This window comes from Geodermatophilus sp. SYSU D00766, assembly GCF_054049915.1.
On record NZ_JBJGYI010000025.1, the window covers coordinates 1 to 13327 of the forward strand.

Genomic DNA, 13327 nt, shown 5'->3' on the forward strand with positions numbered 1-13327 from the left:
CCCCCCCCCCCCCCCCCCCCCCCCCCCCCCCCCCCCCCCCCCCCCCGCCGCCCCCACCCCCCCCCCCCCCCCCCCGCCCCCCCCCCCCCCCCCCCCCCCCCCCCGCGGCGAGATCCTCGGGGACCCGACCCTCCCGGACGACGGGGCCGCCCATGATCCCGGGCACCACGACCGTGCCGGCCTCGGCCAGCACCGACCCGTCGTGCTCGGGCAGCACCGAGAACCCGTCGGCGGTGCGCACCGGGCGCCCGTCGAGGGTGGCCACGCGCACGCGGTAGAGCGGCCGGCCGGCGTCGTCCTCGGCCAGACCGAGCAGCCGGTAGGGCAGGCCGAGCTCGAAGCCGACGACGCGGTCGACCGCGAGCACGACCACCTCGTGCGGGACGGGAGCGGGCATGGCCGGATCCTTGCACCTGTTGTCCTGCGGGCCACTGGTCAGGGGTCGGGAGAGGCGGTCATGCTCTGCGGTCGTGACCACCGCCGCACCCGTCCGGACCGCCTCCCGCGTGCACCCCGCCTGGTGGGTGGCGGCGGTGACCTTCCTCGCGCTGGTCGGCGCCGCGGCGTTCCGGGCGGTGCCCGGCGTGCTCATCGACCCGCTGCGCGCGGAGTTCGGCTGGTCGGTGTCGACGATCTCGGCCGCCGTCGCGGTGAACATGGCGCTGTACGGGCTGACGGCGCCCTTCGCCGCCGCGCTGATGGAGCGCTTCGGCATCCGGCGGGTGGTCCTCGGCGCGCTGCTGCTCACCGCGCTCGGCAGCGGCCTGACCGTGTTCATGACGGCGAGCTGGCAGCTGGTGTTGCTGTGGGGGTTCGCCGTCGGGCTGGGCACCGGGTCGATGGCGCTGTCGCTGGTGGCCACGGTCACCGGCCGCTGGTTCGTCGCCCGCCGCGGGCTGGTCAGCGGCATCCTCACCGCCGGCGGCGCGACCGGGCAGCTGGTGTTCCTGCCCGTCGTCGCCGCGGTCGCCGAGACCTCCGGCGGCTGGCGCGCGGCGTCGCTGGGCACGACGGCGGCCGCGCTCGCCGTCGTCCCGCTGGTGGCCTGGCTGCTGCGCGACCGCCCGCGCGACGTCGGCGCCGTCCCCTACGGCGGGACCGCAGCCGACGACGTCGACCCGGTGCGCACCGGCGCCGCCCGCAGCGCCGTCCGCGGGCTGGTGGAGGCGGCGCGGTCGCGGCCGTTCTGGCTGCTGGCCGCGGGCTTCTTCATCTGCGGGGCGTCGACCAACGGCCTGGTGCAGCCGCACTTCATCCCCGCCGCCCACGACCACGGCATGCCGGTGACGACGGCGGCCACGCTGCTCGCCGTCGTCGGCGTCTTCGACATCGCCGGCACCGTGTTCTCGGGCTGGCTGACCGACCGCGTCGACCCGCGGGTGCTGCTGCTGGCCTACTACGCGCTGCGCGGGCTCTCGCTGTTCCTGCTGCCGCCGCTGTTCGGACCCGACCTGCAGGTCAGCATGATCGCGTTCATCGTCTTCTACGGCCTGGACTGGGTGGCCACGGTGCCCCCGACGCTGGCGCTGTGCCGCGAGCACTTCGGCGCGCGGGCGCCGGTCGTGTTCGGGTGGGTGTTCGCCGCGCACCAGGTCGGCTCGGCGGTGGCCGCGTTCGGCGGCGGCGTCGTCCGCGACGTCACCGGCTCCTACGACCTGGCCTGGTTCGGCGCCGGCGCGCTGTGCCTGGTCGCCGCGGTGCTGTCGATCTCGATCCGCCGTCGACCCGCACCGGCCGCCCCACCCGCGGTGCCCAGCGAGCCGACCACCGCCTCGGCCGCGACCACCCACGGCTGAGCGGTGGCGCACTGCCGGCGGTGCTCGTCCGTTGCCGGTCCTGCAGGGCCCGCAGCGCGCGAGGAACGCCCGCAGTGGGTCCGGCCCGGGACCCCGGGGGTCCGGTGAGCGCCGATCCGCACAGCGCGCCGGTGCCCCGGTCGGCCTGGGACGCCGACGCCGAGGCGCGGGCCCGCGGCCGGGTGCAGGTGTTCAACGCGACCCGCCCCGGCGGGCTGGACGGCTGGACGATGGACCTCGCCCAGTACGAGCTCATGCGGGCGCACGTCCTCGACACCCTCGACGACCTCGCCGGCCCGGACGGCTGGGTGCTGCTGCGCGACGTCGTCGCCACCGCCCAGGAGCGCTACGCCACGCACCCGCTCTTCCCGAAGGGACGGGTCCGCAACTACTGCACCTACACGAAGGTCGACCTCGAGGCGCGCGGGGAGATCGAGCGGGCACCCGGCTCGAGCCCCCAGCGCATCCGCCGGCGATCCCCCGAGGCGCCTCCGCCGCGATGAGGGCTCAGCGGTGGCGGCCGTGCACCAGCCTCATCACGCGGGCCAGGGCGTCGGCGGCGGCCGGCGGGCGGCTGAAGGACATGAGGTCGACCGGCAGCGGGAAGCGCTGGCGGGTGATCGCCTTGGCGCGGGTGAACTCCTTGAGCCCGTCCTCGCCGTGGATGCGGCCGAAGCCGCTCTCGCCCACGCCGCCGAAGGGCAGCGACGGCACCCCGGCGAAGGTGAGCACCGAGTTCACGCTGGTCATGCCGCTGCGCATCCGGCGGGCGAGGTCCATCGCGCGCGCCCTCGACCGGGAGAACACCGCCCCGGCCAGGCCGTAGGAGGTGGCGTTGGTGCGCTCGAGCGCCTCCTCGGCGTCGGCCACCCGGGTGATGGTGAGCGTCGGCCCGAAGGTCTCCTCCCGCACCGCGGCCGACTCCTCGGGGACGTCGAGCAGCACGGTCGGCGGGACGAAGACGCCCTCCACGGTGCCGCCGGCCAGCGTCCGCGCGCCGGCCGCGGTGGCGTCGTCGAGGTGGCGCCGGACGACGTCGGCCTGCGAGGGCATCGTCATCGGGCCGTAGGCGGCGCCGTCGTCGGAGCCGGGGCGCAGGTCGCGCACCCGCTCGCCGACCTCGGCGACGAACCGGTCGTAGACGGGCGCGGTCACGTACACCCGCTCGATGCCGATGCAGGTCTGGCCGGCGTTGCTCATCGCGCCCCAGACGGCGGCGTCGGCGGCGGCGGCCACGTCGGCGTCGTCGTCGACGATCATCGCGTCCTTGCCGCCGAGCTCCATGAGCACCGGGGTGAGCGTCTCGGCGCACGCGGCCATGACCCTGCGGCCGGTGGGCGCCGAGCCGGTGAAGGCCAGCTTGCCCACGCCGGCCCGGCACAGCGCCGCGCCGGTCTCGCCGAACCCGGTGACCACCTGGAGGACGTCGGCGGCGTCGGGGACGGCGGTCCGCCACGCGGCGGCCAGCCACGCGCCGACGGCGGGCGTGTACTCCGAGGGCTTGAAGACGACGGCGTTGCTGGCGGCCAGCGCGTAGGCGATCGAGCCCATCGGCGTGAACACCGGGTAGTTCCACGGGCCGATGACCCCGACGACGCCCAGCGGCTGGTACTCCAGGTAGGCGGCGTGGTTGGCCGCCAGCATCCCGGCGCGCACGCGGCGCGGGCCCAGCACCTTCCGGGCGTGCGCGCCGGCCCAGGCCAGGTGGTCGATCGCCAGGGTGGTCTCGAGGACGGCGTCGGCGTGCGGCTTGCCGTTCTCCCGGTGCACCAGGTCGGCGAGCGCGTGCAGCTCGCGGGCGAGGTGGCCGCGGAAGGCGGCCAGCCGCTGCCGGCGGCCGTCGAAGCCGAGGGCGGCCCACCGCTGCGCGGCCGGGCGGGCCCGCTCGACGGCCTCCCGCACGGCGGCCGCGTCGTGCACCGGGAAGACGCCGACGACCGCGCCGGTGGCCGGGTCGGTCGACTCGAGGGTCTCGGTGGCGTCGGCGGTGGTGTCCATCTGCTCGGCGAGCGACATGTGGCGCAGGTTACCCGTGCGTAGCCCCTGCTCCGGCGCCGACCGCGGGTCCGGCACGCTGCCATGCTGGCCGCCGTGGCCGACCCCTTCGACACCGCGGAGCTGCGCCGCCGGGTCCTGGCGGCCTGGAGCGACTCCCCGGCGCGGTTCCGGGAGGACGCCAACGCCGAGGAGGACCTGGTCCGCGGCGGCTACCGCGACCGGCTGCTCGTCGAGCTCGCGCAGAACGCCGCCGACGCCGCCGTCCGGGCCGGGGTCCCGGGCCGGCTGCGGCTGGAGCTCACCGAGGTGGGCGGCGGGGGAGAGGTGCTGCACGCCGCCAACACCGGGGCGCCGCTGGACGCCGCCGGCGTCGCCGGGCTGGCCAGCCTGCGGGCCTCGGCCAAGCGGGACCAGGTCGAGACGGTCGGCAGGTCCGTGGTCCCGGGCGGGCCCCCGATCGCGACGGTGGGCCGGTTCGGGGTGGGCTTCGCCGCCGTCCTGGCCGTCAGTGACGAGCCGGCGGTGCACTCGCGGCACGGCGGGGTGCGCTTCAGCGCCGCCCGCACCCGCGCCGAGGTGGCCGGGGTCGACGCGCTGGCCGGCGAGGTCGCCCGCCGCGAGGGCGTCGTCCCGGTGCTCCGGCTGCCGTGGCCGGCCGACGGCCCGCCGCCGGCCGGGTACGCCACCGAGGTCGTGCTGCCCCTGCGCGCGGGGTCGCGGGCCGCCGTCCGGGCGGCCCTGACGGCGCTCGACGCCGGGCTGCTGCTCGCCCTCCCGGGGCTGACCGAGGTCGAGGTCGTCGTCGACGGCGCCTCGCGCACCCTCGCCTGCACCCGCACCCCGCCGCTGGCGCGCCTGCGCGACGGCGACACGACCACCACCTGGCGGCTGGCCGAGCGCAGCGGCGAGCTGGACGGGGAGCTGCTCGCCGACCGCCCGGTCGAGGAGCGCGCCCGCCGCGGCTGGACGCTCACCTGGGCGGTGCCCCTCGACGACGACGGCCGCCCCCTACCGCTGCCGGACCGGCAGGTGCTGCACGCGCCCACGCCCAGCGACGAGCCGCTGTCGCTGCCGGTGCGGCTGATCGCGCCGTTCCCGCTCGGCCCCGACCGCCGGCACGTCGCCCCCGGCCCGGTCACCGAGGCGCTCACCGCCGTCGCCGCGGAGGTCTACGCCGACCTGCTCGCCGCGCTGTCCCCGGACCCCGCGGTCCTCGCCCTGGTGCCCCGCGTCGGCCTGGCCGCCGCCGCGCTCGACGCCGCCCTCGGCTCGGCCGTCCTCGACCGGCTGCGTGCGACGGCGTGGCTGCCCGCCGCCGACCCGGAGGAGGGGGAGCGCCTGACGCCCGCCCGCGCCGCCGTCCTCGACGCGGGCACCGACGAGCTGGTCGGCGTCCTCACCGGCGTGCTGCCGGGACTGTTGCCGGCGCAGTGGTCGCGGCGCGAGGGCGCCCCGGCGCTGGCCGCGCTCGGCGTCCGGCGGGTGGGCACCGCGCAGGTGGTCGAGGCGGTCACCGGCATCGCCCGGCCGGCGTCGTGGTGGGCGCGGCTCTACCCCGCGCTGGAGCACGCCGACCGCGAGGAGCTCGGTGCGCTGCCGGTACCGCTGGCCGACGGCCGCACCGCGCCGGGCCCGGGCGGGGTGCTGCTGCCCGACGAGGGCCTGCCGGTCGACCGGCTGGGCCCGCTCGCGCTGCGCATCGCCGCCCCCGAGGCGGTGGCGCCGCTGCCGGCCCGGCGGCTGCTGGAGCGGCTCGGCGCGCGCCCGGCCACCGCCGCCGCGGTGCTGGCCGACCCGGCCGTGCGGGCCGTCGTCGAGCGGTCCGTCGACGCGGTCGACGACGGGTGGGACGACGCCGACCCCGCCGACCTCGCCACCGCGGTGCTCGCCCTGGTCGCCGCCGCCGGGCTCGCACCCGGGGACCTGCCCTGGCTGGCCGAGCTCGCGCTGCCCGACGCCGAGGGCGCGTGGGCACCTGCGGGGGAGCTGCTGCTGCCCGGGGCGCCGCTGGCCGCGGTGCTGGAGGACGGCGCGCTCGGCGTGCTCGACCCGGACCTCGCGGCCGCCCACGACCCCGCGGCGCTGCGGGCGGTCGGCGTCCTCACGACCTTCGCGACGGTGCGCGCCGAGGACCCCGACGACCTCGACGTCGACGGTGCCGACGCCTGGGCCGACGCCGTCCTGGACCGGCTGCCGCCCGGGGCACCGCCGCCGGCGTGGCCGCCGCTGACCGCCGTCCGCGACCTGGACCTCGTCGCCGACTGGGCCGGCGCGCTGCCGCTGCTCGCCGCGTTGCCCGACGAGGCCTGGGCCGACGTCGTCCTCGACGGCGTGCCGGTGCCCGGCCACCTGCGCTGGTGGCTGTCGACCCACCCGGTGCTCGACGGGCGGCGTCCGGACCGGCTGCGGGCACCGGACGGCACCGAGCTCGCGGGGCTCTACGAGCCGGCGCAGGCGCCGCCGGAGGTGCTCGCGCGGCTGCGGCCGGCCGCCACGGTCGAGGACGTGCTCGCCGACCCCGACGCCGCGCTGGACCTGCTCGACCGGCTCGGCGACCCCGCGTGCACGGTGCTGCCGGCCGTGCTGCGCGACGTGTACGCGCGGCTGGCCGTCGCCCTCGACGGTCTCGACGTCGACCCGCCGGCGCGGGTGCGCGTGGCGCCGGACCGGGTCGCCGACCCGGCCCGCGAGCCGGTCGCCGTGCTCGACGCGCCGTGGCTGCAGCCACTGGCCGACGGCCCGCTCGTGCCCGCCGGCGGCACCCCCGGGCCGGTCGCCGACCTGCTCGACCTGCCGCTGCTCAGCGAGCGGGTGCGGGCCACGGTCACCAGCACCCCGGCGCGCCGCGGACCGTGGGCCGCGGTGCCCGGCGCGGACCTCGCCGCGGCCCGCCTCGGCCTGCCGGCCCTCCCGGCGGAGGTCGCCGTGCACGAGCGGCTGCTGGTGGGGGACCGGCCGGTGGCCTGGTGGCCCGACGGCGCGGTCGACCACGTGGACGGGACCCCGGCCGCGCTCGGCCGGGCGCTGGCCTGGCGGGCCGGCGCCTGGCCGCTGCGGCAGGCGCTGGCCGAGGCGTTCGCCGAACCCGGCCGGGCCGCCGACCTCGCCGCGGAGGACGCGGTCGGCCCCGCCTGGTGAGGGACGGGAACGGCCTCCCCGCAGGGTCCCGGCCCGAGCGTGCGAGGGCCGGGGGGCCGGGAGGTCCTTCCGTCAGTTCCAGCGGGGAGCGGCCAGCGCGCCGGGCGCGTGGCCGTGCGCCGACGGGCGGCCGGCCCGCTGCGGTGCACCGCCGCGGGCGCGGGCGGAACGGGCACCGGCCGTCTCCGCCGACCAGCAGCGGTACAGCGACAGCCACTGCTCGGCGGTGAGCGCGCCGGCCCGGGCGGTGGGCGGCAGCCCGGCGGTGCGCAGCCACCGCACGCCGGACACGCCCGGCAGGCAGGCGCGCAGGACGGCGCCCAGGGCCCCCGACGGTGAGGCGAGCACCCCCGCGGTCAGCCGGTCGAACGCGGCGGCGTCGTCGGCGGACAGGGTGGCGCGGGCCTCGGCGGCCGCGGGGGACGAGGAACGGACGGGACGTGACACGAGGGCCTCCGGAGGGAGGTCGGACCGGCCGCGGACAGCCGGCAGCCAGGAGGGGCGCCCGGATGCCGGGCGGGAGGAGAGCGGGGAGCCGGGGGCTCGACCCGCGGGCGTCGGCGGAGGACGCAGGCGTCGGGACGAGGAGGACTCAGAGGCGCACGTCGACGACGGTAGGGCGGCGCGCCCGCGGCGTCGACGGGTTTTCCGCCGGCTAGCTGTCCCGGCCGGCCCTGCGCGCCTGGTGGGCCTCCCAGCGGGCGCGGTCCTTGGCCCGCGCGCCGGCGTTGCGCTCCCACTTCTCCCGGCGGCGGCGCGCCCGCGCCATCTCCCGCTCCTCGAAGTCGGGGTGGTCGTCCCAGTCCCTCGCCATCGCCAGGACGACGAGCAGGACCAGCCCGAACACGGCCAGGCCGAGCGCGAGCAGCGCGTTGCCGCCGGCCACGAAGGCCAGGACCGACGCCGCCGCCCAGATCACGCCCGCCAGCACCAGCCGCCCGTTCACGCGCCCGAGTATCCCCGCTCCGGGGACCCCTGCGCCGGGTCGTGACGCAGCGCACCTGCCGGGGCCGGGACCGGCCCGCTCAGGTGCGCGGACACACCGTCGGGGCCTTGCGCCCCCCCTGCCCCGCGCCTACCGTCCGGGGTGCGGTTCAAACCACCAGCCGTGCACGTCCTGCCGGACTCCGCGCTTGGTACGGCTCACCACCTGCTGTCCTACGCACGGGTTCGCCCTCAGCCGAGAGGCGCACCGTGACCACTGTCTCCCCTCGTCCCACCAGCGAGCTGCTGACCGTCGAGACCGTTCCCACGGACGGCGCCGTGCGCATCGTCTGCGCCGGCGAGGTGGACTGCTCCACCGCCCCGGCCCTGCGCGGGGCACTCGACGACGCCTTCGCGGGCGCGCCGCGGGCGGTCGTGGTGGACCTGGAGGCCGTCACCTTCCTCGACTCCGCGGGCCTGTCGGTGCTCGCGGTGGCGCACCGCACCGCCGAGCAGGCCGGCTCGCCCATGCGCGTCCTCGTCGGCACCCGCGCGGTCAGCCGCGCCCTGCAGGTCACCGGCCTGTGGGACCTGCTCGGCGTCGAGCTCGTCGTACCGGGCGCCGGCGCCGCATAACGGAGGACCCTCCTGCAGGGCCGTCGTCCCAGCACGTCGGGTCCTGGGCACGTCGGCCCCTGGGCACGTCGGGTGCTGCCCACGGCGGAGGAGCAGACTGCCTCCCGAGCCGCCCGGACGCGGGCCGGCACCCACGAGCCGAGGAGGACGCCGTGCGTGACGCGGTCATCTGTGAGCCGCTGCGGACCCCGGTGGGGGGCTTCGGGGGGTCCCTGCGGGACGTGCCCGTGCAGGACCTCGCCTCGACCGTCCTGCGCGCCCTCCTGGAGCGCACCGGGCTGCCCCCGGAGTCGGTCGACGACGTCGTCCTCGGCCACTGCTACCCGACGATGGAGGCACCGGCCCTCGGCCGGGTCGCCGCCCTCGACGCGGGCCTGCCGGTGACCGCGGCCGGCATCCAGGTCGACCGCCGCTGCGGCTCGGGCCTGCAGGCGGTCCTCTACGCCGCGATGCAGGTGCAGAGCGGCTCGGCCGAGGTGGTGCTGGCCGGGGGCGCCGAGTCGATGAGCAACGCGCCGTTCTACTCGACCGCGATGCGGTGGGGCGTCAAGGCCGGCCCCGGCGTCCTGCTGCAGGACGGCCTGGCCCGCGGCCGCGTCACCGCCGGCGGGAAGCACCACCCGGTGCCCGGCGGCATGCTCGAGACCGCCGAGAACCTGCGCCGCGAGTACTCGATCGGCCGCGAGGAGCAGGACGAGTACTCCGTCCGCAGCCACCGCCGCGCCGCCGCGGCCACCGAGGCGGGCCGCTTCGCCGACGAGGTCGTCCCGGTGACGATCAGCGGCCGCAAGGGCGACACCGTCGTCGACCGCGACGAGCACATCCGCCCCGACTCGACCGTCGAGACCCTCGCGAAGCTGCGGCCGATCATGGGGAAGGACGACCCGGAGGCCACCGTCACCGCCGGCAACGCCAGCGGCCAGAACGACGGCGCCGCGGCGTGCGTGGTCACCTCGCCGGAGAAGGCCGCCGAGCTGGGGCTGCGCCCGCTGGCCCGCGTCGTCTCCTGGGCGGTGGCCGGCGTCCCCCCGAGGACCATGGGCATCGGCCCGGTGCCGGCGACGGCGAAGGCGCTGGATCTCGCCGGCCTCAAGCTCTCCGACATCGACCTCATCGAGCTCAACGAGGCCTTCGCCAGCCAGGTGCTGGCGGTGACCCGCGAGTGGGGCTTCACCGAGGCCGACTTCGAGCGCACCAACGTCAACGGGTCGGGCATCTCGCTGGGCCACCCGGTCGGTGCCACCGGCGCGCGGATCCTCGCCACGCTGACCCGCGAGATGGACCGCCGCGGCGCCCGCTACGGCCTGGAGACGATGTGCATCGGCGGCGGGCAGGGCCTGGCCGCCGTGCTCGAGCGGGTCGCCTGACGCCGACCGCTCCGCCGGGCGGACGAAGGACCACCCTTCCCCCCACGCCTCGCGCGCTCGGCGCGGGACCCTGAAGGATGGCCGTTCCAGCACGTCACCCGGCAGCCCCCCCGACCCGAGGAGAACGGCCATGAGCGCGTCCCCCGCCCGCGTCGCCGTCGTCACCGGAGCCGCCCGCGGCATCGGCGCGGCCACCGCCGTGCGGCTGGCCGCTGACGGCTTCGCCGTCGCGGTGCTCGACCTCGACGAGGCCTCGACGGCCGGCACCGTGCAGGCGGTCGAGGCCGCTGGCGGGCACGCGATCGGGGTGGGCGCCGACGTCGGCGACGCCGGGCAGGTGCAGGCCGCCGTCGACCGGATCGCCGCCGAGCTCGGCCCGCCCGTGGTGCTGGTGAACAACGCCGGGGTCACCCGCGACAACCTGCTGTTCAAGATGACCGACGCCGACTGGGACCTGGTCATGACCGTGCACCTGCGCGGCTCGTTCCTCATGACCCGCGCCTGCCAGAAGCACATGGTCGACGCCGGGTGGGGCCGGATCGTGAACCTGTCGTCGACCTCGGCGCTGGGGAACCGCGGCCAGGCCAACTACGCCACCGCCAAGGCCGGGCTGCAGGGGTTCACCAAGACCCTCGCCATCGAGCTGGGCCGCTTCGGGGTCACCGCCAACGCCATCGCCCCGGGCTTCATCCAGACCGAGATGACGAAGGCGACCGCCGAGCGCATCGGCCGGAACTGGGAGGAGTACGTGGCCGAGCGCGCGGCGGCGATCCCGGTGGCCCGGGCCGGTGTGCCCGAGGACATCGCGCACACCGTCTCGTTCTTCGTCAGCGAGGGCGCCGGCTTCGTCTCCGGCCAGGTCGTCTACGTCGCCGGCGGCCCCCGCACCTGAGGAAGGACCCCCGTGCCCCCCACGCCTCGCGAGCTCGGCGCGGGACCCTGCACGAGGGCCGTTCCAGCACGTCACTGCGACGGGTCGCGGTCGGGGTAGCGGGCGCGGGCCAGCGCGTAGACGCCGAACGCCGCGAACCCCACCGCGACCACGGTGAGCAGCGCCGGCCCCGCACCGGAGCGGCCGATCGTCGTCACCGCGCCGTCGAGGCCGGTGGCGGTCGAGACGTCGGCGGTCGTCGCGGCGCGGAACAGCAGCACGCCGACGACGCCGAACGCCACGCCCTTGGCCGCGTACCCCACCCGCCCGACGGCCTCGATCACCGGCTCCCACCGGTCGGGCGCGGCGGGCAGGTCGACGTCGCGCATGAAGCCGCCGGTGGCCCCGCGCCACAGGGAGTAGGCGCCGACCGCGACGACGCCCACCGCGGCCGCGCCCACCGCCACCGCGCCGCCGGGCACCTCGAGCGTCTCCCCGGTGAGCTCGCGCAGCCGCTCGTCGGCCTCGTACTCCGCACCCACGGCGAACAGCAGCGCGGTGACCCCGAGGACGGCGTAGACGGCGGCCTTGGCCAGGCACTTGGCGCAGACCACCGCGGTGCGGGTCCGGTGCGCGGGGTCGAGCAGGCCGTGCCACCACAGCAGCACCTCCCCGCCCTGCCACAGCGCCAGCGCCAGCAGGCCGAGCCCGATCGCCCACAGCAGCAGCGCACCGCCGGGGCCGGCGGCCACCGTCTGCAGCGCCCCGGTCTGGTCGGCGTCGGTGGCCTCCGACCCGCGGGACACCCGCCAGGTCAGCCAGCCGATGAGCAGGTGCACCACGCCGTAGGCGACCAGTCCGACGCGGGCGAGGGCGCGCAGCACCGGGTGGTCGGTGACGCCCCGCGCGGCCCGGACCGCCCGCTGCACCCGGCCGAGGACGCCGCGCGGGCGCGGCACGCTCAGGTGCGCTCGGGGTAGCGCGCCCGCACGAAGCAGTAGGCGCCGAACGCCGCGATGCCGACGGCCACCAGGGTGAGCAGGAACTTCCCGAACGGCGCGTCGAGGATGGTGCGCAGCGCGCCGTCGAGACCGGAGGCCTTGGCGGGGTCGAAGGTGACCGCCGCGTACACCAGCAGCGCGCCGACGACGCCCAGCGCGACGCCCTTGGCGGGGTACCCGACCTGACCCAGCCGGGTCACCAGGCGCCGGGCGCTCGGCGGCGCGGAGGCGAGGTCGACCTGCTCGAGGAACTTCTTCGTCACGCCCTTGACCACGTGGTAGACCCCCACGCCGACCACCACCAGGCCCACCAGCCCGACCAGCCAGCGCCCGGCCGGCCAGCCGAAGACGCCGGCGGCGGTCTGCTGCTGCTGACCGGAGCTGGACTGCCCGCCGCCGGTGGCGAACCGGAACGCCAGCACCGCCAGGGCCAGGTAGACGACCGCCTTGGCCACCGCCTTGGCCGACCTGCCCAGCGCCTTCTTCCGCGCGTCCCCGCTCGCCGACCAGCCCGACCGCCAGCGCAGCACCTCGGCGGCCTGCCAGAGCGCCAGTGCGACCAGGCCGACCGCGAGGACCCACAGCAGGGGCTTGCCGACGGGGGACTCCGACAGCGTGGCCAGCGCGCCGGACTGGTCGGCGGACTGGCCGCTGCCGCCGCCCCAGGCCAGCTGCAGGGCGATCCAGGCGATGAGCAGGTGCACCAGGCCGTAGGCGATCAGGCCGATGCGGGCGAGGTGCTCCAGCGCGTCGCTGTTCCCCGCCCGCCCGGCCGCACCCGTGACCGACCCGGTTCCGCTCATCGTCGCCGCCCTCCCGTGCGCACCCCCGTGTGGTGATCAGCGTGGCACGGTTGCGATCACCGCGCGGGTCGAACGGGGTCCGCCGTCGGCCGGGCGTGCCCGCGGCGCCGGCCGCGGGTGCGGGACACTGGGCCCGTGGCGACACCGACGACAGCACGCAGCACGGCAGGCACCACGGCGCGGACCCCGGCACGGACGGCGGCGGGCGCGCCCACCGAGCGGGAGACCGCCCGCCGGGCCTGGCCGGTGCGGGCGGCGCTCGGGGTCGTCCTGGTCGTGCTCGCGGTGGCCGCCGTCGTCACCGGCGACCTCGGTGCCCGCCTGCTGCTCGGCGGCCTCGGGCTGCTCGCCGCCGGCCGGGGCGCCGTCCTGCTGCGGGCCGGGTCGGTGCCCGCCGGTGCCGCGGCCGTGGCCGGCGGGATCGCGGCGGCGGTGGTGGCGGCGGTGTCGGCCGCCGCCACCGGCTGGGTCCTCCTGCTCGGCGTGCCGCTGGTCCTGCTCGCCGGTGCCGGGATCGCCCTCGCGCGGGGTGGTGCCGCCCGCCGCGCCGGCACCGCGCTGCTGGTGTGGGCGGTGCTCGTCGGCGGCCTGGTGGCCGCCACCGCCGCCTCCCAGGGGACCGGCCGCGCCGCCGACGTCGCCGCCGTGGTCGCCGCGCTGGTGACCGGGCTGGCGGCCGTGCCGCTGCTGGTGGCCGCCGCCGGACTGCGCGAGGTGGCCCGCCGCCCGGTGCCGGCCCGCCCGCTCGGGTGCGCCGGCTGCGCCTGCTCGGGAGGCGGCTGCGGCGCCTGAC

General features: G+C 77.9%; 12 protein-coding genes. 7 read left to right on the forward strand and 5 right to left on the reverse strand.

Annotated elements, in window-relative coordinates:
• The first annotated feature begins 470 nt into the window (after positions 1–470).
• Together ACI8AD_RS16990 and ACI8AD_RS16995 are read left to right on the forward strand one after the other, a co-directional pair.
• A complete protein-coding gene (locus ACI8AD_RS16990) occupies positions 471–1796 on the forward strand; it encodes an MFS transporter (protein ID WP_456871696.1) in 1326 nt (441 codons plus the stop codon).
• A 104-nt stretch (positions 1797–1900) separates the two neighbouring features.
• Entirely contained in the window at positions 1901–2299 is a 399-nt protein-coding gene (locus ACI8AD_RS16995) for a DUF6958 family protein (protein ID WP_456871697.1), read from the forward strand.
• 4 nt (positions 2300–2303) lie between these two features.
• Here the strand turns inward: ACI8AD_RS16995 and ACI8AD_RS17000 are convergent, their stop codons facing one another.
• Positions 2304–3812 carry an aldehyde dehydrogenase family protein gene (locus ACI8AD_RS17000; protein ID WP_456871698.1) on the reverse strand — a complete coding sequence of 503 codons (1509 nt, stop codon included), beginning with the start codon at positions 3810–3812 and terminating at the stop codon, positions 2304–2306.
• Between the two features lie 75 nt (positions 3813–3887).
• On the opposite strand from ACI8AD_RS17000, the gene ACI8AD_RS17005 reads away from it, so the two are divergent.
• The gene (locus ACI8AD_RS17005) at positions 3888–6932 is read left to right on the forward strand and encodes a sacsin N-terminal ATP-binding-like domain-containing protein (RefSeq protein WP_456871699.1); all 3045 of its coding nucleotides are present in this window, start codon (positions 3888–3890) and stop codon (positions 6930–6932) included.
• A gap of 72 nt (positions 6933–7004) precedes the next feature.
• Here ACI8AD_RS17005 and ACI8AD_RS17010 read toward each other — a convergent pair whose 3' ends face one another.
• Positions 7005–7379, reverse strand: a complete 375-nt coding sequence (locus tag ACI8AD_RS17010; RefSeq protein WP_456871700.1) for a hypothetical protein — start codon at positions 7377–7379, stop codon at positions 7005–7007.
• Positions 7380–7587: 208 nt separating this feature from the next.
• A complete protein-coding gene (locus tag ACI8AD_RS17015) occupies positions 7588–7878 on the reverse strand; it encodes a hypothetical protein (RefSeq protein ID WP_456871701.1) in 291 nt (96 codons plus the stop codon).
• Positions 7879–8126: 248 nt separating this feature from the next.
• Between ACI8AD_RS17015 and ACI8AD_RS17020 the strand changes: the two genes are divergently transcribed.
• The 3 genes from ACI8AD_RS17020 to ACI8AD_RS17030 all read left to right on the forward strand — a co-directional run bounded on the left by ACI8AD_RS17020 (position 8127) and on the right by ACI8AD_RS17030 (position 10751).
• Positions 8127–8492, forward strand: a complete 366-nt coding sequence (locus ACI8AD_RS17020) for an STAS domain-containing protein (protein ID WP_456871702.1) — start codon at positions 8127–8129, stop codon at positions 8490–8492.
• A gap of 152 nt (positions 8493–8644) precedes the next feature.
• The gene (locus ACI8AD_RS17025; RefSeq protein WP_456871703.1) at positions 8645–9859 is read left to right on the forward strand and encodes an acetyl-CoA C-acetyltransferase; all 1215 of its coding nucleotides are present in this window, start codon (positions 8645–8647) and stop codon (positions 9857–9859) included.
• Between the two features lie 130 nt (positions 9860–9989).
• A complete protein-coding gene (locus ACI8AD_RS17030; protein WP_456871704.1) occupies positions 9990–10751 on the forward strand; it encodes an SDR family oxidoreductase in 762 nt (253 codons plus the stop codon).
• Between the two features lie 71 nt (positions 10752–10822).
• Here the strand turns inward: ACI8AD_RS17030 and ACI8AD_RS17035 are convergent, their stop codons facing one another.
• On the reverse strand, positions 10823–11689 hold the full coding sequence (locus ACI8AD_RS17035; RefSeq protein ID WP_456871705.1) for a DUF1206 domain-containing protein: 867 nt from the start codon (positions 11687–11689) through the stop codon (positions 10823–10825).
• A gap of 2 nt (positions 11690–11691) precedes the next feature.
• Positions 11692–12534, reverse strand: a complete 843-nt coding sequence (locus ACI8AD_RS17040) for a DUF1206 domain-containing protein (RefSeq protein WP_456871706.1) — start codon at positions 12532–12534, stop codon at positions 11692–11694.
• 135 nt (positions 12535–12669) lie between these two features.
• On the opposite strand from ACI8AD_RS17040, the gene ACI8AD_RS17045 reads away from it, so the two are divergent.
• Positions 12670–13326 (forward strand): hypothetical protein, encoded by a 657-nt coding sequence (locus ACI8AD_RS17045; RefSeq protein WP_456871707.1) that lies wholly within the window; start codon positions 12670–12672, stop codon positions 13324–13326.
• Position 13327: the final 1 nt, after the last annotated feature.

Coding starts and splice junctions, on each gene's coding strand:
- ACI8AD_RS17000 (WP_456871698.1), bottom strand. CDS start 3,812: ATGTCGCTCGCCGAGCAGATGGACACCACCGCCGACGCCACCGAGACC.
- ACI8AD_RS17030 (WP_456871704.1), top strand. CDS start 9,990: ATGAGCGCGTCCCCCGCCCGCGTCGCCGTCGTCACCGGAGCCGCCCGC.
- ACI8AD_RS17040 (WP_456871706.1), bottom strand. CDS start 12,534: ATGAGCGGAACCGGGTCGGTCACGGGTGCGGCCGGGCGGGCGGGGAAC.